A 20,331-nucleotide genomic window follows, 5' to 3' on the forward strand; every position below is an offset into this window, starting at 1 on the left:
CATGCAACCCGTGACACTGTCGCGGTACCTGAAGGAGAAGTTCCCGCCGACCGATCAGCAGGCGGCGGTCATCGGGGCAGACCCAGGCCCGCTCCTCGTTGTCGCTGGCGCGGGCGCGGGCAAGACCGAAACGATGGCGGCCCGCGTTGTGTGGCTGGTGGCCAACGGCTACGTCCGGCCGGAGGAAGTGCTCGGCCTGACGTTCACGCGAAAGGCCGCGCACGAGCTGGGTAGGCGCATTCGTACCCGGTTGGAGAAGCTCGCCGCGAATGAGCAGCTGGTGCGCCACTTGGACCCCAGCGGCGGGCTGGCCGAGACACTCGAGGTCATCGCGCCGACCGTGTCCACCTATGACGCGTTTGCCGGCGACCTCATCCGCGAATACGGCCTGCTCGTCCCCGTGGAGCCTGACGCGCGGCTTATCACCGATGCCGAGCTGCATTCCATCGCCTGGGACGTAGTGAGCAATCACGGTGGCGCTTTGCTCGACGGTGTCGATGCGAACCCCGGTGTGAGCACCGTCGTGGACACTCTGCTGCGGCTCGTGGCCAACATGGGCAACGACCTCATGCCGCCGTCGCGGGTGCGGGAGGAAGCGGAGGCGTTCATTGATAACGTCGCAGCCCTTCCCCGCGGCAGAGCGAAAGAGCAGTACGCCAAGGAAGTCCGCGGCTGGATAGACAAGCAGCGTCTTCGCGCCGCCTACACCGACCTCGCGGAGGAGCTCAGCCGCGAGCTGCGCGAACGCGGAGTGGTCACGTTCAACGAGCAAATGTCCGTCGCGGCGCAACTGGCCAGTAACCACCCGTCGGTCGGGGAGAGCCAACGCGGCCGCTTCCGGGTGGTCATGTTGGATGAATACCAGGACACCTCCCACGCCCAGCGCGTGCTTCTGCGCAGCTTGTTCGGCGAAAACCGCGACGACCTCGCGCGGCACCCGTACCCGCTGACCGTCACCGCCGTCGGTGACCCGATGCAGGCGATTTACGGCTGGCGCGGAGCCACTGCCGCTAATCTGCAGGCGTTCGTCGACGACTTTCCGCTTGCCGACGGTGCCTCCGCCCCGAAAGCCCAGCTCACCACCTCATGGCGCAACCCACCGGAAGTGCTGGCACTGGCCAACTCAGTGTCGTCGGCCGTGCTCGGCGCCCCGGGGCCGCAGCGCGCCGTCGAACCGCTCAATCCGAATCCGGCGTCTGATCCCGGCACTGTAGAGGTGGGCTTCTACGGGCCTGTGGACGAGGAAATCGCCGCCGTCGCTGACATGCTGGCCGTGGACTTCCACGAGCAGTTGGCGGAGCACGGTGATGTCTCCTCGGCTGTGCTGGTGCGCAAGAACAAGCAGTCCGCACTGATTGCTGAAGCTCTGGAGGAGCGCGGCATCCCTTATGAGATTGTCGGTCTGGCAGGTCTCCTGACCGTGCCGGAGGTCGCCGATGCGGTGGCTGTCGCGAAAATGCTCGTTCACCCGCAAGATTCTGCCGCTGCTCTACGCATCCTGGCTGGCCCCGCATGCGGGTTGGGGCTGAAAGACATCACGGCCTTGTCTCGGCGAGCAGTGAACCTGGCCGGCGGCCGGGCGCACGACCAAGACGACAGCGCTGTAGCGGCGCTGAGGCCTGATGCAGATCCGCGGGAACGGTTGCAAGCCCAGCTCACCGACCTGATCCGCGAGGCCGAGAACGCCGTCGGGGAGAATGAGCGCTCCGTTGGTCTAGCCGACGCGGTGGCAGACCTCGGTGAGCCGGAGCGCTACACGGAGGAAGGTCTGGCCCGCCTGCAGATGCTGTCCTCGCAGCTGCGCGCCCTGCGCATGCGCAGCTTGGGGAAGCGCCTGTCGGACCTGTTCGACGACATCATCTCCATCTTCGGCATCCGCACCGAGGTGCTCTCCCGCCCCTCCGACACCGGCACTGTGCATCTGGACAAATTCGCTGAAACGGTCGCGTCCTATCCGGGTGCGGATCTGGAAGGCTTCCTGAACTACCTGGAGCTAGCCACCGAGCATGAGGACGGCCTGGCGCCCGGAACTGTTGCCAACACCGGCGACCGAGTGCAGATTCTCACCGCGCACAAGGCGAAAGGCTTGGAATGGCGCACCGTCGCTGTCGCCCACGCTGACGCCGCAACGTACGGCGGAACGGCGGAGACTTTCCTTGGGTATGTGGCGACGATCCCGGACGACACGTACACGGCGCTCGACGAAGCCGACACCCGCAGCGACTTCCAGAAGCTCACCAACCAGTACAAAAAGGACAAGACCGCCGAGCTTGCCGAAGAGTCAGCGCGCCTGTTCTATGTCGCGGTGACCCGGGCGGAGCGGCGTCTTTTGGTCACGGCGTCCGGGATCTCTCCGACGCGGAAGAAGCCGGTGGAGCCCTACGCCCACTTCCTGCCTTTCCGGGATATGGCGGAGGTGTTGTCCTGGTGGGACGGGACGGTGACGGATGAGCTGACGGACATTCGCGAACGCGAAGGCTTCTGGCCGCACTACAGCGCCGAGCCTGCCGCAGTGGATGCCGCTGAGCGCGTCAACGCGGCCCTTAAGGACCTGCCGCAGCTCACCGCCGGTGAGCTCTACGGGCTGTGGGAGCGCGATGTGACAGCGCTGATCGAGGAGCATGAGGCCACCATGAGCCCGTCGGTGCCGGTCATCATGCCCGCAATGCTCACCGCCTCCGACATCGTCGCGCTGCGCGCCAACCCGGAGCAGTTCGCCCGCCGCGCGCGCCGCCCGGTGCCGTTCAAACCGAACTCTTATGCCAAGCGCGGAACAGCGTTCCACGAATGGATCGAGGGGTTCTTCGGTGCGCGCCCGCTTCTCGACGACGACGAGCTGCCCGGCAACACCGAACCCGACGTCGACGCGACCACACTGGCACGCCTCAAGGCGTCCTTTGAGGCCAGCCACTGGGCGCAGCGCGCTCCGGCGCACATCGAGCACCCCTTTGAGATCGACTTGGGCTCGGCGAGCGTGCGCGGCCGCATTGACGCTGTGTACCGTGACGCGCCCACACCAGAGGCGCCGCACGGCAGCTGGACCATCGTCGACTGGAAGACCGGCGCCAAACCCCAGGCGACGGAGATGCGGGCCGCGAAACTGCAGCTGGCCGTCTACCGGGAGGCGTGGAAACGCATCGCCGGCGACGGGCTGCCAGTCAACGCAGTGTTCTTCTACGTCCGCACCGGGGAAGACTTCGCCCCGCACGACCTGCCAGAACGCGGCGAGCTGGAGGAGCTGCTGCAAACCGCCGCGGCAAGAGGTCTAGAGTCCGATATAGACATGCAGCATTAAGGAGGTGACCCATGGCACCATCGTTTCGTCCGCCGATCCGTTTCCGCGATAACCGCAGCGACGAGTTGACGGCGTTGCCAGACCACGCTCTACTAAATGTCATCCGTCTGCCGCAGGCGGACAAGGCGACGCCGTGGGCACTGATCAGCCGGCGGTTCCTGTACGCCATCTTGCTTGTTGTCATCGTCGCTGTGCTTGTGTGGCTGGACAAGGACGGTTATTCGGAGCACCTCACCTTCATTGACGCGGTGTACTACTCAGCGGTGTCGCTATCCACCACAGGTTACGGCGACATCACCCCGGTGACGCAGACGGCGCGCCTAGTGAATATCTTGGTGGTCACCCCGATGCGTGTGGCGTTCCTGATGCTGCTCGTCGGTACCACCTTGTCCGTCCTGACCGAAGACTCGCGTAAGACCCTGCAACTGCAGCGCTGGAGGAAAACCGTGCGCAACCACACCATCGTCGTCGGCTATGGAACGAAGGGCCGCTCCGCGGTCGAGGCGTTGATCGCAGAAGGCATGCCGCCGTCGGAGATCGTCGTGATCGACGACAACCAGGAGGCCCTGTCCCACGCGGAGAACCGCGGCCTGATCGCCGTCCACGGCAATGCGACCAAGTCCGACGTGTTGAAGATTGCCGGTGTGAGCCGTGCACGCTCCGTGGTGGTCGCACCGTCTAGCGACGACACAGCCGTTTTGGTCACGTTGTCGGTGCGTGAGATCAACCAGGGGGTCAACATCGTCGCGTCGGTACGCGAAGGCGAGAACCAGCACCTGCTCGAGCAGTCCGGGGCGGACTCGGTGGTCATCTCCTCGGAAACCGCGGGCCGCCTGCTCGGCATCGCTACGTCGACACCGACGGTGGTGGAGATGATCGAGGACCTGCTCAGCCCCGATGCCGGTTTCGCCGTGGCTGAGCGCGCGATTATTGACGACGAAGTCGGCGCCAACCCCCGGCACCTCGCCGACATCGTGCTGGGCGTGGTTCGCTCTGGCGAGCTCTACCGCCTCGATTCGCCGGAGGCGGAGACCGTCGAGCCGGGCGACCGCCTGCTGTACATCCGCTACACCGACGAGACTCCGGACGACCTGAGCGAAGCCGCCCGCGCAGAGGAAGAGGACCGCTAGCCGATGATCGACCTGAGCCAGCTCGAAACTCAGCTCGACCCCGATCAGCTCGTCGCCGCCACCGCTCCGCGCGGGCCGGTGTGCATTCTCGCCGGCGCTGGCACCGGTAAGACGCGCACCATCACCTACCGCATCGCGCACCTCATCGATCAAGGTTTTGTCGCCCCGCAGCGCGTGCTCGCCGTGACGTTCACCTCGCGTGCGGCAGGGGAGATGCGTGACCGTTTGCGCGACATGGGTATCGGTGGTGTGCAGGCGCGCACGTTCCACGCCGCCGCGCTACGCCAGCTGCGCTACTTCTGGCCGCAGGTAGCAGGTGACATGCCCTGGCACCTCATTGACAACAAATTCCCGCTGGTCGGTCGCGCAGCGCGCTCCGTTGGACTTGAGTCCCACAAGGATATGGTGCGTGATCTGCTCAGCGAGATCGAATGGGCCAAAGCGTCCCTGGTCACCCCGGAAAGCTACGCCGAGACCATCGCTAACTCCCACCGTGAACCGCCGACGGACGCGGAGAAGGTCGCCGCCGTGTACAAGCGCTACGAGCAGTCGAAGACCAGCCCCGAGGGCATGGCGCTCGACTTCGACGACCTGCTGCTCCACGTCGCCGGAGCCCTGGAGAACGCGCCAGCGGTGGCAGAGGAGTTCCGCACCCAGTACCAAACCTTCGTCGTCGACGAGTACCAAGATGTCACCCCGCTCCAGCAACGTGTGCTTGAAGGCTGGCTGGGCCAGCGCGATGATCTGACTGTCGTCGGCGACGCTAACCAGACCATTTACTCGTTCACCGGGGCTTCCCCGGACTATCTGCTGAACTTTTCGCGGACGTACGGGCACGCGACCGTGGTCAAGCTGCAGCGCGACTACCGCTCCACCCCGGAGGTGACGGATCTGGCGAACACCGTGATCTCCAAAGCGTCCGGCCGCGCTGCTGGCACCCGCCTTGAGCTGCAGGGCATGCGCGCACCAGGCCCGGAGCCGACGTTCGCGTCCTATGCTGATGAGCCGACGGAGGCGCGCGAAGTCGCGGCACAGATTCGCACGCTTATCGACGGCGGCGTCCCACCCCGCGAGATCGCCATCCTCTACCGCCTCAACGCGCAGTCGGCGGTGTTCGAGCAGGCGTTGTCTGACGCTGGCATCGTCTACCAAGTCCGCGGCGGCGAAGGCTTTTTCAACCGCCCAGAGATCCGCGAGGCGATCGGCGTGCTCGTGCAGGCCACCCGCCGCAACGACCTGCCGGACGACCCGGTGACTGTCGCCCGCGCCGCTTTCGCCCCGCTGGGTCTGAGTGCCACGGAACCCGAGGGTGCGCAGCAGCGTGAACGGTGGCAGACACTCAACGCGTTGGTGGAGCTCATCGCCGACATCGTGAACACTGGGGAAGCAGACTCGCTGCCCGGAGTGTTGCAGTCGCTGCGCCAGCGCGCGGAGTCGAAGCAGCCCCCGGCTGTCGACGGTGTGACGTTGGCCAGCCTGCACGCCGCCAAAGGCCTTGAGTGGGATGCGGTCTTCCTTGTTGGCCTGGTGGAGAAGACGCTGCCCATCTCGCATGCGATCAAGGCTGGCGACGAGCAGATTGAGGAGGAGCGGCGCCTGTTCTACGTGGGCATCACCCGCGCCCGCGAACACCTGCACTTGTCGTGGTCGTTTGCCCGCCAGGAGGGTGGTCGGAAAAGCCGCGACAGGTCCCGGTTCCTCGACGGTATTGCCCCGCAGCTCGACGTCGAGACCACCCCTGACCGCCTCAAGCGTCCGAAGAGATGCCGGGTGTGCGGCAACCCCATCACCACGCCCGCCGAGAAGACCCTCGGCCGGCACGAGGAGTGCGAGCCGACCTACAACGAGGCCGCATTCACAGCCTTGAAGCAGTGGCGCTTGGACACCGCCCGCGAGAAGCAGCACCCGCCGTACATGGTCTTCACTGATGCGACACTTCTGTCTGTCGTCGAGGCGATGCCGGCAAGCCTCGCAGAACTACTGGACATCTCCGGCATCGGCCCGTCCAAGCTGGAACAGTACGGCGAGGACGTGCTGGCCGTCTTGGAAGACTTCCGCTGACCCCTTCCGTGCCCCCTCACAAGCAGGCAGGGCAGCTCTTGTGCGTGCCCAGGGGGTGCTCAGCCACCCACTGCGGCCCGAAGGGGTCGATGATCAGCGCGATTCCGGGCTCCGCTTCCGGAACGAGCACACCGGGAGGTTCTGGCACCTCCGCGCACCGGCGCACGATCACCGCGGCGGCAGCTGCGCCAGCGGCGACCACCGCAGGATCCGGGGCATTCGTGCTCGAGGCCTGCGACAGTGCCGTAGCGGTGACATGCGTGTGCGGGTCGCGCTCCTGGGCGTGCATGAGCACACACTCAAGGCACGGACCGTCCCCGTCGAGGCTTGCCGGGCCGACCACCACGCGCGAATCCAGTGTGAATACCGGGATGATCCACCCGGCGTGATCGGCCAGCGCCTCGCGCAGCCGCACCAGCTGGGGCACCTGGTCAACAACCACGACGGGTGTATCAGGGGATTGGCGGGAAAGGAAGGGGTGGAGGCGTTCGTCGATAAGCGGTGTGCGCACTGTGATCCCGCCGGCGCGGAGCAACCGCACCACCTCGTCCGCCAATGCTGAAGTGCCGAGCACCACGACGGTGCGTTCGTTGGCGTCGACGAGGATGCGGTAGTTCAGCAAATCGTTGACCAGCGTCCGCGCCTCCGGCTCATCAATCTCGGGAATGCCTCGCAGGGCGTTGAGAACATCGCGCACGGCCGTAGGCTCGATCATGGCATCTAGGATGTCCTTGAGCTCGCGCGGGTGCGCCGTGTCCAGCACCGCGCTTCTCGACGCATCCAGCCCGAACTGCACCGATCCCTCCCCACGGACCAGCACATTCACACCGGGCGCTAAACGAACTAATGTTGAGTCCCCCATAGGAGCCATTGCAGCACACGGGAGGACACTGCGCATGCTCGACCGCGACAACGTGGACGTGATCCGCTCTGCGCGAAGGACCCGCACCGTGCAGGCACGGTTCAAAGGCGACCGCATTGAAGTTCGCATTCCGGCACGTTTCACCGCCGCACAGGAACGCGACGCTGTCGACGGAATCCTGGCGAAGATGGAGCGCAAACTCACCACCAGCACGCTGTCCGACGAGGACCTGCTCGCTCGCGCACAGTCCCTCAACGACTCCGTCCTCGACGGGCAAGCGCGCATCGGGTCCGTGCGGTGGACCTCCAACCAGTCGACACTGTGGGGGTCCTGCAGCACGGCGACCGGTGACATTCGCATTTCCGACCGGTTACGGGACGTGCCCGACTGGGTGGTCGACGCCGTGCTGGTCCACGAACTCGTGCACACCTTCATCCCCGGCCACGGTCCTGAGTTCTGGGAGCACGCCGACAAAGCCCCCCGCGCTGAACGCGCGAAGGGCTATCTAGAGGCGTTCCAGAGGTTCGGGCAGAACTAGTCGTTCTTGTCGTCCTCGGTGCCGGAGCTGCCGTCAGTACCGCGGTCGTCCTCGCTTGGGCCGGGCTCTTCCGCGAGCATTTCCTCGAGTTTGGCGATCTCTTCGTCGAACTGGTCGTCCGGCGCGTCGTCGAGAAGCGTGTCGATGAAGGCTGCCGGATTCTCCAAGTGCTCGCCCGTGGGCAACAGGTCCGGGTGATCCCACACCTTGTCGCGGCGCTCCGCACCGACGGCAGTGGTAGCGCGGCGCCACAGGTCAGCGGCTTCGTTCGTCTTCGGAGCGCCCAGCTCAATGCCGACGACGTTGGCAAAGGCGTTCTCAGCGGACCCGCCGGTCGCGCGGCGGCGTGCCCACGACTCCGTCATCGCCGCAGTGGACGGGATGCGGGAGCCGAGGGCATCCTCAACGACAACCTCGACCCAGCCCTCGACGAGCGCGAGCAGCGTCTCCAAACGATCTGCTGCGGCAGCGTTGCGCGAAGTGACGCGCGGGGACATGTCCATGCCCTGCATCTCCTGCATCGCTTCCTGGATCTTCGCTGGGTCGCCCGACTCGAGGTTGAGATCCCGGATCTTCTCCTCAATGTGGGAAGTGTCCAGCTCCAGGCCGACGGAGTACTCCTCAACCGACGACACAATGCGCTCGACGAGCCACGGCACGTGGGTGAACAGGCGCTGGCGGGCGGCCTCGCGCGCCGAGATGTAGACGAGCACCTCTTGCCCCGGCACAGACAGCTGCTCCGAAATCGGCTCAATGTTCTTCGGCACGATGCCGATGACACCCTTCGGCGCGACCGGAAGGCCGAAGTCATTGCCGGTCAGCGCCTGGTTGGCTAAGTCACCGAGTGCCTGGCCGAGCTTGGCGCCGAAGTTCATCGAGTTGAAGTGGCCGAGCATCTGCGTGATGGGGCCGAAGATCTCGCGTGCTTCTTCCGGCATCGCGTCGAGCTGGGCGCGGGCCATGTGCTCCGCGACTGGACTGACCATGCGCTTCCAGGTGGGGAGGGTGTTGGTCAGCCAGTCGTCCGCGCTCCATGCCTCGGGGCGGGAGCCGGAATCGGGGAGCGCCGTTGCGTCATCAATCCACAGGTTCGCAAGCCTCGTCGACTCCGTAACGGCATTCGTGTCGCCTGCAGTCGCACCACGCGGGTTCTTGACCACCTGGCGGGCAGCGCGCAGCGCCACGTCGTAGTTGACCGCGTCCTGCTTGGGGCGCTCTTGGCCGCCCTTATTGGCCTGCTCGCCCAAGCCGGAGAGCATCTCGCTGAACTGGCCCAGGACCTCGCCGAGGTTGCCGAAGCCGCCGCTAAAGCCTTGGGTGCCGCCAATGCCGAACCCGAACTGGCCGAACGGGTTGTCCTGGCGGCCCTGATCGTCGCGGCCGTTGCCGTCGTTGCGGCCGTTTCCGTCCTGGCCGTCCCGGTCGTCGCGATCATCGCGGTCGTCGTTAGGGAAAGAGAACCCGAATCCATTAACCATGGTGGCCAGCCTACCGGCGGTGAAACACGCCCTACAATGAAAAACGGGCTGAGCAGGCAACGCTCTAAGCGAACACGGTCTTTTGAACAGGCTGTTGTAGGCTTTACTGCCGTGACTTTGCCTGCTACTGCGGACCAACCCGCTCCTTCCGTGAAACGCCGCCGTGCTGCGGTGGTGTGGGGCGGTATTCCCCTTGCGGTGGCGGCTGCGTTGTTCGTGGCCGGGGGCATTCCGGGGACCGATATCCGGTTCACAGTGCCGTTCGCGGCGCAGGGGCCGGGGCCGACGTTCAACACCCTGGAAGAAGTCGATGGCACTCCCGTCATCGAAATTGAGGGGGTGGATGTCGATCCGACCGCAGGCAGCCTGGACATGACGACAGTGTCTGTGCGCACCAACATGACCGTGGGGCAAGCACTGAGCCGCTGGCTGATCTCCGATGACACGCTCGTACCGATCAACCAGATCATGCCGGCAAATATGTCGGACGAGGAGATGCGCAAGCACAATGAGGCCACGTTCGTCGCCTCCGAAGCTGCCGCAACGGTCGCGGCAATGCGCTACCTGGGGGAGCCGACCCGCGTCCTCATTCACGACGTCCTCGAAGACGGCGCTGCGGCCGACGCACTCAAGCCCGAAGACATCATCACAGCTGTCGATGGCACCGATGTTTCCGCCCCGCAGGAGGTCCAGGACCTCGTCCGGTCAAAGAATCCCGGCGACGAGCTCACTATTTCGTACGAGCGCGACGGTGAGCCGGGGGAGGCCACCATCACCCTCGGCACCAACCCCCAGGATGAGTCCGTCCCGCTGCTGGGTGTGACCATGTCTTCGGAGCCCACTGGCGATGTTGCGGTGAACTACAACTTCAACGACGTGGGAGGCCCGAGCGCAGGAATGATCTTCTCGCTCGCGGTCATCGATAAGCTCTCGCCCGGCGAACTCAACGGCGGCAAGCACGTCGCGGGCACCGGCACCATCTCCGAAGATGGCTCCGTCGGTCCGATCGGCGGCATCACGCACAAGATCGAAGGCGCGCGCGACGGCGGCGCAGAACTCTTCCTCGCGCCCGAGAACAACTGCAAGGAAGCAAGCAAGGTCGATGCGGGGGATATGGTTGTCGCGAGCGTCGCCACGCTTGACGACGCAGTAGCCGCCATGTCCGCCTTCTCCGAAGGATCCCCCGTCAAAACCTGCTCGGCGGACTAGCGCGCTACTGCTCGTTGGTCAGCTGCTTCGCGTCTTGCTCTTCTTGCTCGCCTTCCTGCTCTTCTTCATCCGTGGCGAGCGCAGGGGTCTTCACTCCGCTGCCGTCGTCTTCAGCTAGCCCCAGCTCGTAAATGCGCTGCTCAGGGTCAACATCTCCGCTGTCGACCATCTGCTGCAGCAGCTGGCCCTTGTCGGAGTCCACCACGGTGAGGACGGCGGTCCGGCCCAGCATCGACCAGCCGACGATCTTGTTGCCGTCCTCGGACTCTTCAACGATGCGGGAGCTCCTCAGCCCAGTCAGCAGATCCTTTGTGTCTGCGGCCATGGACTCGGACTCGAAGAACTGGATCTTTCCCACATCAGCGCCGGTGCATTCGATGGAGCCTTTCAGGCTGGTTTCCGAGCAGGTATCTAGTGCGTCGAAAAGCTCTGCGGGCGCAAGCGCCGCGAATTGCTCCGCGACTTGAGCCACGAGTTCTGGATCGTCGCTGCGGCGGCGCCACCCGTTCTGCTTGCTGGTCTCCGCCGTGGATTCCTCAGCCGTGGATTCGTCGGCCACAGTCTCAGCGGAGGTGGATTCCGGCGCAGGTGCCGGCAAAGGCTCTTTGCTCTCTTTGTCAGAGCAGGCGGCGAGCGTGACAACCAAGCTCATCGCCGCGAGCGCGACAGGCGCACGGCGATGGCGGGGCAGGGACGAAGACGGCACGGGGGTAACTCCTTTAAAGTAGACCCCCTTAGTGTAGATCGTCTTCCTGCGGATCGTTCTCCAAGCTATACCGCAATGCGCCGATGACTGCGGGTGCGACGTTGGGTCCGCCGCGCAGTTGGATATCGTCTTCTGCGAACGGGCCAGCCGCTTCCAGCTCCTCTTCGGTCGGGCGGATCTGCAGCAAGGTCTGCTCAATGTCTTCGTCCCGCAGCACGCCGGAGAACAACCGGGCCGGGGACGCTTCGGCAGTGCCGCTGGTGTCCACGAAGACGATCTCCTGCGCCAGGATGATGCCCTCGACCTCTTCCGGCCATGCCAGGCGCGCAATGTAATCGCCCAACTCGTCCGAACCAGGCAGGATGTGCTCCGGGAGCTCCTGAACCACCAAGGTCAACGGGGAATCTGCCTCCTCGTCGAGTGCGGCGAGCTGGTCCACGACCAACTCCGTCGGTACCAGGGCGAACAGCGTGGGCGGCGAGTCCCAGCCTTCCGCGTGGACGAACTCGACGGCCTCCATCATGGCCTTGTTGAGAGCTTGCTGGCGCAACTGGGGAACCCTTCTGGTCTTTTAGGCGTTAGGCACTTTAGTGTTAAAGCTTAATAGTTCATCGTTCTAAGCCGTTATAAGGAGCTGGATTTGGCCACGCGCCTGAACCGCCCCCGCCCGGAGTCGGGGAAATCCACGAATAAACTACTGGTGACCTTCGGAATCATTGCGCTGATTCTGTTTCTCGTCCCCCTACTTGTGGGCCTCTACACAGAGTTTCGCTGGTTCGGTGAGGTGGGGTACCGCGGGGTGTTCACCAACGTCATCCTCGCCCGTGTGGCGCTGTTCGTGATCTTCGGTCTGCTCGGCGGCGCGATCACGTGGGCCGCCGCCTTCATCGCGTGGCGCACCCGCGAACGGGTTTCCGTCTTCGCCGACCCGAATTCGCCGATGGCGGCATACCAGTCCTCCATCCAGTCCAGCGTGCGCTCCATGCTGGTGTGGCTGCCCATCGTGGTGGGGCTCATCAGCGGCATGATCGGGCAGGGCTCCTGGCGGACATTCCTGCTGTGGATCAACTCCTCCTCCTTCGGCTCCCAGGACCCGCAATTCGGCCGTGACTTAGGCTTCTACGCCTTCGCCCTGCCGGCGCTGTCCACGGTGGTCAGTGTGCTGTCGATGCTGCTGATCGTTGCTTTCCTTGTCGCTTTGGTCACCCACTACCTGCTGGGCGGCATCCGGGTGGCCAACCAAGTCAGCGGAACACGGGGCCACATTTCCAAGCCTGCGCGTGTCCAGCTCGCTGTCACTGCCGGTCTGTGGATGCTGGTCAAGGCGCTTGACTACTGGCTGGAGCGCTACACGCTGCTCTACGACAGCAATGACATCTTCACCGGTGCCTCCTACACCGATATCAACGCTCAGCTGCCGGCGCGCATCATCCTGGTAGTCATCGCGGTGCTGGTAGCGGCGGCATTCTTTGTGTCGATCATCTTCCGCGATTTCCGCATCCCCGTGCTGGCGACTGTGCTGATGCTGTTCTCCTCGCTCATTATCGGCCAGGCATGGCCCGCGATGGTTGAGCAGTTCTCCGTCAAACCCAACCGCCAGGCGCGCGAGTCCGAGTACATTCAGCGCAACATTGAAGCCACGCGTGAGGCGTACGGGCTTACCGACGCCACAGTGACCTACGAAAGCAACTGGGGTTCCGAAAGCACGAACGACGGGGAAGTGGGCCGCGACTCCGCGACTATCTCCAACATCCGTCTGCTCGACCCGGAGATCCTGTCGCCGACGTTCACGCAGAATCAGCAGCTGCGCAACTTCTACGGCTTCCCCGACCAGCTGGCCATGGACCGCTACACAGTCGACGGGGAGCTGCGCGACTATGTCGTCGCGGCTCGCGAGCTGGACCCGAATGCTCTGCGTGAGAACCAGCAAGACTGGCTCAACCGCCACACGGTGTACACGCACGGAAACGGCTTTGTGGCTGCACAGGCCAACATTGTCGACGAAGCTGCCCAGGACGCCGGCTCCACCCGCGGTGGCCTGCCGGTGTTCACGGTGTCGGACCTGCAAGCCAACGCCAACGCGGAAGAAAAGGAAGACGCCGAAGAGCTGGGTATCCGTGTGGACCAGCCGCGCGTCTACTACGGCCCAGTCATTGCGTCCGCTGAAGATGGCCTCGACTACGCCATCGTCGGCGATGTCGGCCAGGGCCCGCTCGAGTACGACACCGACTCTTCCTCGTTCACCTATGACGGTGAAGGCGGCGTGAGCATCGGCAACTGGATCGACCGCCTCGCGTACGCGGTGCAGTACCAGGAACTCAACCTCATCCTGTCGGACCGTGTCGGCAGCGAGTCCAAGATCTTGTACGACCGTGACCCGCGCCAGCGCGTGGAGAAGGTCGCACCGTGGCTGACCACCGACAGCACCACGTACCCCGCTGTTATCGACGGCCGCATCAAGTGGATCGTCGACGGCTACACCACGCTGTCTGCCCTGCCGTACTCCACCCGTGAATCCCTGCAGAACACCACGCAGGACGCGCTCAACCCGGAGGGCACCAACCAGCGATTGGTCAACAACGAGGTCGGTTACATCCGCAACTCCGTCAAGGCGACAGTCGACGCCTACGACGGTTCGGTCGACCTCTACGCCTTCGACGAAGAGGACCCCGTCCTCAAGGCGTGGATGGGTGCTTTTCCGGACACGGTGAAGCCCGCTTCGGAGATTTCCGATTCGCTGCGCGACCACCTGCGCTACCCGGAAGACCTGTTCAAGGTCCAGCGCGAGCTGCTGGCCCGCTACCACGTGTCTGACCCGGGCGTGTTCTTCAACAACGACGCCTTCTGGTCCGTCCCGAACGACCCGACCGCGCCGGAAGGCCGCCAGGAGCTCAACCAGCCGCCGTACTACGTTGTGGCCGCCGACCCAGAAACGGGTGACCCGACCTTCCAGCTGATCACCCCGTACCGCGGTCTGAGCCGTGAGTTCCTCGCCGCGCACATGTCGGTCACCTCCGACCCGGACAACTACGGCCAGATCACCGTCCGCGTTCTGCCGACCAATACGCAGACGCAGGGTCCGAAGCAGGCTCAGGACGCGCTGATGTCCTCTGACCAGGTCGCCCGCGACCGCACCCTGTGGGAGGGCTCCAACACGCTGAAGAACGGTAATTTGCTCACCCTGCCGGTTGCTAACGGCGAGATCCTTTATGTCGAGCCGATTTACTCGCAGCGCAAGGACCAGGAGTCCGCGTTCCCGAAGCTGCTGCGTGTGCTGGTGTTCTACAAGGGTCGCGTCGGTTACGCCCCGACGATCTCCCAGGCGCTCAGCCAGGTGGGCATTGACGCGAAGGAGGCCCAAGACATCTCCATCGTGGACTCCGACGACTCGACTACTTCCGACGCCGAGGATCAGGCCACGGCAACGGACCCGGACAACACCGACGCGGAGAGCGAGGAAAGCGAGGCCGACGGCGACACAGCCCCGCCGGCTAACCAAGAGGAAGCCCTGACGGCTATCGACGAGGCCCTGCGCGGCCTCGAGGACGCTCGTGACGGTTCCTTCGAGGAATACGGCCGAGCCCTTGACGAGCTCGATCGTGCCGTTGAGGACTACCAGAAGGGGCAGTAGTTGGGACTGGCGCGGCCTGGCGGGCCGTCTCCGACCCATTAGCGGTGAACGATATGAGGGTTCCAGCTCCATAATGGTCGCGGCGTAAGTTCCTGACCGGCAGTTATTGTCTTGGACTTATGGGCCGGTGCGCTAAATCGTTCACACCGCCCCAGCCTGAACAGCTGGCGAACCCCCGGCGAACGGGTGGTGAACACCCCCACGAGCCCCTGGTCCACTTTCCGGTGTGGCCAGGGGATTTGTTGTTCAGGGCAAGTCTGCGTATAGTTAACACCCGTTGCCGATACGGCAGCAGGTGAAGTTCATAACTCACTCGACGCGGGGTGGAGCAGCTCGGTAGCTCGCTGGGCTCATAACCCAGAGGTCGTCAGTTCGAATCTGGCCCCCGCTACCAACGTTCAAACCCCCTAGCTGGCGTGATATGAACTAGCCCCCGAAAGTTGGACTGGTTTAATTCTAGGCGGGTAGGGGTTCCAGGGCCTGATTCCGATATTGCATCGGGGTCAGGCCCTGGAGGCGTTGTTGGATGCGTTCGGTGTTGTACCACTCGATGTAGCCATCGAGTGCGTTAATGAACTCCTCGACGGTGTCGAAGACTTCCCCGTGGTACATCTCGGTTTTCAGGTGTCCGAAGAAGTTCTCCATGACCGCGTTGTCGTAGCAGTTGGCTTTACGCGACATCGACTGAACACCACCGTGTTCGTCAATGAGTTTGCGCCAAGTCGAGTGCTGGTACTGGAAGCCTTGATCGGTGTGCATTATCCACCCGGGTTCAGGTGCACACGCCACGATTGCCTTGGTCAAAGACGTGGCGGTAAATGCTGTCGACGGCGATGTAGCCACGGTGTGGGCGACGATTGAGCGGTCGAACAGATCCATCACTGGCGACAAGTACACTTTGCGGCCTGCGATTCTGAACTCGGTGACATCGCTGACAAAGGCGGTGTTTGGCGTGTCCGGGGTGAAGTTGCGCTCGAGCTTGTTGTCAGCGATGCGGCTGACGGTTCCGGAGTAGGAGATGTAAGGCCTGTGCTGGCGGGCCTTGGCTCGAAGACCCATCTCACGCATGAGCTTGAAAACAAGCTTGTGGTTGACCACCCAGCCGTGATTACGCAGGTCCAGCAGTACTCGCCGGTAGCCGTAGCGATGCTTATTGCGCTCGAAGCTTTCCCGGATCGCGTCTTTGAGCACAGCATGCCTATCCGGCTCACCGAGTCGTTTCTGGTGGTAGAAGAACGTCGACCGCGGGATACCTGCTGCCTCTAGCAGGTACTCCAGGCGGTGGTGCGACTTGAGGATGACGATCGCCTGGACTTTCAGGCGGGTCCCTGCTTCCTCAAGTCCCGCAATTTTTTTAGGTAAGCGTTTTCCGCCTCCAACCGCTCGATCCGGCGGCGAAGCTTCTCCTCCTCCGTGAGCCTCTTCGGCGCGGACGAGCCTTTGGGCCTGCCCTTCGGCTTCGGCTTCAACGCGTCATCGCCACCTTGGCGCCACTTCAACGACCAGTCTTTGACCAGCTGATCAGAAGACAAGCCGAACTCACGCGCAAGATCCATCTTCGTCTCGCCAGCGAGGTGGCGTTCGACGATTGCTTTCTTGATTTCGAACGAGTACTGCCGCTGCGTCGGTTTCTCCACGAGACATAGCCTGCCATGTAGCTGAAACCGCCGATAGAGCGCGCGCGATGCATATCTCGAAACTTCAACCCTGCGCGCAGCGGCACCAGAACCCATACCCTGCTCGAAAAGATCAACTAACTGCTCACGCTGGCCCTCACACAGCGAACTGCGTGATCTCAATGAAAACTACTCCCCACTAGTCGATAACTGATTTCTCAGTCCAACTAATGGGGAGCAGTTCAATACCGGCTAGGGGGTTTTGTATCGGATGGTGCCGTCTTCGAGGATGGTGCCATCGCTCAGACGCACAGCAGCCAAGCCCCACAACTTGGCTTCGTCGCGGATGCCGAACTCGCTCATGGATTCTTCTTCGAGGTCGAGGCGCATATCGATGAAGTTCTCGCCATGCCCGATGATGTCGACGACATCGCACCACCGATAGCCAACTATGTCGATGGCTTTCGTGGGCTCTGCCGTGTCGTCAACTACGAAAGCCATTTCGGCGTAGGCCTCGGGGGTGAGAGCTTCACCGCCGGTGTCGATGTAGCGGTAGTGCTCAATGGGGTAGTCGGGGTGGATGACGCCGTATCCCGCCTCGTAGTCAGCGGGCTCGGCCAGGGTTGTCACTTTCACGGTCCCAGTGAAGTCGCTAAAGGCCATGCGGTCTTCCGGGCTGGCGTTGTTTGCGCGGATGCGGAAGGTGCCTGGCTCGACTTCGTCGATAAGCATGGCGTGGTTGCCGAGGTCTTGGATGAACTGCCCACCGAATGTGCGGTCCATCCAGGCGTTCGTGACGGTCACGATGGGATCGTCGCCAAGCTTATCGACGATCACCCACCCCCGGTTCGCCTCCCCGTGCACCCCGAGCACCTCTTTGGATGTGTCCATGCCGGGGAACCGGAAGCTGCAGCGAAACGCTTTGACCCGGATGGCGACCTCTTCCGGAGGGTGGGGCGAGTCAAAGTACCACTCGATGAGAGTTTGGTGCTCCTTCTGAGGATTGATTCTCAGGCGTCCGTGAAGGGTTTTCCCTTCAAACTCAATGCTCGATGATCCTGACTCGCCGAACATCTGATTGAACGTAGTGGACATGAGCCGGTCTCCTTATTGTGCGGGTCTCGGCGGTGTCCAGCCGATCTCTGCGTAGAGTTCGGCGATCGGTTCGCGGATCCATTCGGGTTTCGTCGTGCCAGACAGTTCATCGATGTAGCGTGCTCCGCGCCGCTCGTCGTAACCGAGGCTGTCCAGGTCGGGACGATGAAGGTCGTACTTCGAGCGGAAGTTGGATGCGTCCGCTTCGATGATGTTGAACAGCTGCTCTGCCGCTTTACGTTTGCGCGAGTTCTCGTCGTCGAAGTAGGACAATGTGAGCTGGCGGAGTTCATCAGCGGTCTGGATCCAGTTCTCGTCGACAAAGCTCTGGTCATGCTCCGACAGTTTGACGCGCTGCATCGGCACGCCGGTGAAGCTGACGTTCGCCAGGGTGCACTGGGACAGGTCGACCTCGTCCAGCTGCGTCTTGGTGTGATGCTCCATGAAGCTGACGTCTTCGAGGTGTCCGCTGATCGTGGTGTGCTCGACGATGTCGTAGAGGAATTTACCCTTGCGCAGGACGACATCGGTCAGCGTGCTTCCACTGATCCGGTCGAACCAATCGCCTTTCAGCGGGTGAACGGGGGAGATGACTGCGGTATCAATCAAGGCGATGTGTTCAACCGTTGATTTTTCGAACCGTGGTTGCTGAATGCGGCAGTTTTCAAACCGCACGGTTCTAAACGTGCAATTGTGGAAAGCCACGGCATTGAATGTGCAATTGCGGAACAGGGCGCCATGGAACGTCACGGACTCAAACACGTGCTCGTCGAAAAGCATGTCGTCGACAGGCCCCATGACCTTGTCGGGCAGTGCGTTTGCGGGATCGGTCATCAGATTTCCTCCGTGTAGGTGCGCATCCAGTCTGTCATCGTCGGGAATGGACCTTCGACATATTCCAGGTCCTCGAAGTGGAAGTGGCCAAATTCCGTGGAGCCGTCGTCCTTGAGGTGGTACAACGCGAATTCATCGAGGTCAAAGATTGCAACCGAGAACCATCTATCCGGGTCTTCTCCGAACATCTCTGCTGATTGGGTCAGTTGCTCATGCCCAGATTCAACGCTGAAAGGGCTATTTGGTGCGGAGGCCGGCGAAAGCCAGTCCACACCGGCGATGTGGAAAACTCCGTGCTGTTCAAGGAAGTTCCGGTATTCAGCGGGAACCCACCCCGGCATGCATGCCAGGCCCGTTTCGAAATCAGCTTCGGTGAATCTGCAAGGGACAATTTCTCCTAGGTGATCGTCGTTCGGTTCGCTCATCCGTTTACCCCTCCAGCTTGTCGGTCAGGCCAGCCTAGCTGGATGGGTGGGCCGTCGCTGTGCGAGCCGCGGCCCAGGTCCCGGGCGACAGCAAAACCGCAGGGACTCCGCAATGCGGAGTCAACGAAACGCCCCGCCCGGGCGACTAGCCAAAAGAGAAACTGTGGGTGAACTTATCGGGCCAGCTCAAAGCGGCTCTGGTAAGAAAGGGCATCGTGACAACCTCGACCGGCAAAACTGGAGCAGCAAACATTAGCCGAGGTTCGGCCTTTGAGGTGTTCAGGATCTTCCTGCGCCTTGGCTGTACTTCGTTCGGCGGCCCGACGGCGCATTTGGGCTTCTTCCGCGACGAATTCGTCGAGCGCCGGAAGTGGTTCAGCGATAAGCAGTACGCGGACCTCGTAGCGCTGTGCCAGTTCCTTCCCGGTCCGGCATCCAGCCAGGTCGGCATGGCCATTGGTCTGCAGCGCGCCGGATATATGGGGATGTTCGCGGCGTGGTTCGCATTCACTATGCCGTCGGTCGTGCTCATGGTGGCGTTCGCTGCCGGGGTGGCATACCTCGGCGACATCAGCGACGCCGGTTGGCTCATCGGTTTGAAGGCAGCTGCTGTGGCCGTCGTCGCCCAGGCGGTCCACGGCATGGCGCAGAACTTAATCACCGACAAGATCCGTGCGGCCATCGCGGTGGCGGCGCTCGTCGTCGTGCTGCTCGTTCCGCATCCGCTGGTGCAGGTGCTCGCGATTGCGGTGGGCATCGTTGCGGGTCTGGCTTTTCTGAAGGGGGAGGGCCGTGAGGAGGAGCCGTCGGCAAGCGAAGGGAGCGGCTCGGGCACAGTCGGCATTGTCTGCCTCGTGCTCTTCGTGGTGCTGTTGCTCGCTCTGCCGGCGATCGCACGCGCTGTCGGCGGAACCGGCATGGGGATCTTCGAATCCTTCTACCGCGCCGGCGCGCTCGTCTTCGGAGGCGGACACGTGGTGCTGCCGCTGCTGGAATCGGTGACGGTGCCTGACATGGTCAGCCATGACACGTTCCTCGCCGGCTACGGCGCAGCGCAGGCAATGCCTGGTCCGCTGTTCACGTTCGCATCGTTCCTCGGGGCCAGCGCGGACGGCATGCACTGGCTTGTGGGCGCGCCCATTGCCACGGTCGCGATCTTCCTACCCGCCGCGCTGCTGGTGCTCGGCGCGATGCCGTTCTGGGAACGCATCCGCCAGATGCCACGAGCAGGCAGTGCGCTCGCCGGAGCGAACGCAGCAGTGGTCGGCATCCTGGGCGCGGCCCTGTACACACCGGTGTTCACCGCGGGCATCACGGGCGTGGTGACGATGTCCGTCGCCGTCGTCTGCTTCGCCGCTCTGACGTCGTGGAAGGTACCGCCGTGGGCAGTAGTCATCGGGGCCGCCCTTGTCGGTGCAGTTGTGCTTTAACCCTCCACCGCTACGCTGGGC

The 20,331-nt window shown here is 63.2% G+C and carries 15 protein-coding genes and 1 tRNA gene; 8 read left to right on the forward strand and 8 right to left on the reverse strand.

What is annotated here, in order from left to right:
• Position 1 precedes the first annotated feature (1 nt).
• Genes KBX17_RS09080 through KBX17_RS09090 form a run of 3 tightly spaced genes read left to right on the forward strand, consistent with a single transcriptional unit; the run spans position 2 to position 6,486 of the window.
• Positions 2 to 3,295 carry an ATP-dependent helicase gene (locus tag KBX17_RS09080; RefSeq protein WP_256019548.1) on the forward strand — a complete coding sequence of 1,098 codons (3,294 nt, stop codon included), beginning with the start codon at positions 2 to 4 and terminating at the stop codon, positions 3,293 to 3,295.
• Between the two features lie 11 nt (positions 3,296 to 3,306).
• Entirely contained in the window at positions 3,307 to 4,425 is a 1,119-nt protein-coding gene (locus tag KBX17_RS09085) for a TrkA family potassium uptake protein (RefSeq protein ID WP_005286028.1), read from the forward strand.
• Between the two features lie 3 nt (positions 4,426 to 4,428).
• A complete protein-coding gene (locus KBX17_RS09090; protein WP_256019505.1) occupies positions 4,429 to 6,486 on the forward strand; it encodes an ATP-dependent DNA helicase UvrD2 in 2,058 nt (685 codons plus the stop codon).
• Between the two features lie 16 nt (positions 6,487 to 6,502).
• On the opposite strand, the gene KBX17_RS09095 is transcribed toward KBX17_RS09090, so the two are convergent.
• Positions 6,503 to 7,348 (reverse strand): hypothetical protein, encoded by an 846-nt coding sequence (locus tag KBX17_RS09095; RefSeq protein WP_256019507.1) that lies wholly within the window; start codon positions 7,346 to 7,348, stop codon positions 6,503 to 6,505.
• 34 nt (positions 7,349 to 7,382) lie between these two features.
• On the opposite strand from KBX17_RS09095, the gene KBX17_RS09100 reads away from it, so the two are divergent.
• The gene (locus KBX17_RS09100) at positions 7,383 to 7,886 is read left to right on the forward strand and encodes a M48 family metallopeptidase (RefSeq protein ID WP_256019508.1); all 504 of its coding nucleotides are present in this window, start codon (positions 7,383 to 7,385) and stop codon (positions 7,884 to 7,886) included.
• Here the strand turns inward: KBX17_RS09100 and KBX17_RS09105 are convergent.
• Positions 7,883 to 9,364: a zinc-dependent metalloprotease gene (locus KBX17_RS09105; protein WP_256019510.1), complete on the reverse strand. Its 1,482-nt coding sequence runs from the start codon at positions 9,362 to 9,364 to the stop codon at positions 7,883 to 7,885. The two genes, KBX17_RS09100 and KBX17_RS09105, sit on opposite strands and share 4 nt — an antisense overlap.
• 111 nt (positions 9,365 to 9,475) lie before the next feature.
• Between KBX17_RS09105 and KBX17_RS09110 the strand changes: the two genes are divergently transcribed.
• A complete protein-coding gene (locus KBX17_RS09110; protein ID WP_256019511.1) occupies positions 9,476 to 10,573 on the forward strand; it encodes a PDZ domain-containing protein in 1,098 nt (365 codons plus the stop codon).
• A 4-nt stretch (positions 10,574 to 10,577) separates the two neighbouring features.
• On the opposite strand, the gene KBX17_RS09115 is transcribed toward KBX17_RS09110, so the two are convergent.
• Together KBX17_RS09115 and KBX17_RS09120 are read right to left on the reverse strand one after the other, a co-directional pair.
• A complete protein-coding gene (locus tag KBX17_RS09115; protein ID WP_256019514.1) occupies positions 10,578 to 11,279 on the reverse strand; it encodes a hypothetical protein in 702 nt (233 codons plus the stop codon).
• Positions 11,280 to 11,307: 28 nt separating this feature from the next.
• Positions 11,308 to 11,802 carry a PPA1309 family protein gene (locus KBX17_RS09120; protein WP_256019550.1) on the reverse strand — a complete coding sequence of 165 codons (495 nt, stop codon included), beginning with the start codon at positions 11,800 to 11,802 and terminating at the stop codon, positions 11,308 to 11,310.
• Positions 11,803 to 11,919: 117 nt separating this feature from the next.
• Between KBX17_RS09120 and KBX17_RS09125 the strand changes: the two genes are divergently transcribed.
• Positions 11,920 to 14,910, forward strand: coding sequence for a UPF0182 family protein (locus KBX17_RS09125; RefSeq protein WP_370687601.1), 2,991 nt, complete (start codon positions 11,920 to 11,922; stop codon positions 14,908 to 14,910).
• A gap of 317 nt (positions 14,911 to 15,227) precedes the next feature.
• A tRNA-Met gene (locus tag KBX17_RS09130) sits at positions 15,228 to 15,304 on the forward strand.
• A 62-nt stretch (positions 15,305 to 15,366) separates the two neighbouring features.
• On the opposite strand, the gene KBX17_RS09135 is transcribed toward KBX17_RS09130, so the two are convergent.
• From KBX17_RS09135 to KBX17_RS09150, 4 genes are all read right to left on the reverse strand, one after another.
• Positions 15,367 to 16,709 (reverse strand): IS3 family transposase gene (locus tag KBX17_RS09135; RefSeq protein ID WP_256019516.1). Its coding sequence is split into 2 segments (ribosomal slippage): positions 15,367 to 16,268 and positions 16,268 to 16,709, totalling 1,344 coding nucleotides; the frame shifts between segments, so codons are not numbered across the junction.
• Positions 16,710 to 16,778: 69 nt separating this feature from the next.
• On the reverse strand, positions 16,779 to 17,621 hold the full coding sequence (locus tag KBX17_RS09140; protein WP_256019517.1) for a hypothetical protein: 843 nt from the start codon (positions 17,619 to 17,621) through the stop codon (positions 16,779 to 16,781).
• Between the two features lie 12 nt (positions 17,622 to 17,633).
• Complete coding sequence (locus KBX17_RS09145) at positions 17,634 to 18,455, reverse strand: pentapeptide repeat-containing protein (protein ID WP_255997981.1); 822 nt, start codon at positions 18,453 to 18,455, stop codon at positions 17,634 to 17,636.
• Positions 18,455 to 18,880: a hypothetical protein gene (locus tag KBX17_RS09150; RefSeq protein WP_255997980.1), complete on the reverse strand. Its 426-nt coding sequence runs from the start codon at positions 18,878 to 18,880 to the stop codon at positions 18,455 to 18,457. The genes KBX17_RS09145 and KBX17_RS09150 overlap by 1 nt, the downstream gene beginning before the upstream one ends.
• Before the next feature lie 215 nt (positions 18,881 to 19,095).
• Between KBX17_RS09150 and chrA the strand changes: the two genes are divergently transcribed.
• Positions 19,096 to 20,310, forward strand: coding sequence for a chromate efflux transporter (gene chrA / locus KBX17_RS09155; RefSeq protein WP_256004706.1), 1,215 nt, complete (start codon positions 19,096 to 19,098; stop codon positions 20,308 to 20,310).
• Positions 20,311 to 20,331 lie beyond the last annotated feature (21 nt).

This window comes from Corynebacterium sp. CCUG 65737 (assembly GCF_024454115.1).
GTDB classification, from domain to species: domain Bacteria; phylum Actinomycetota; class Actinomycetes; order Mycobacteriales; family Mycobacteriaceae; genus Corynebacterium; species Corynebacterium genitalium.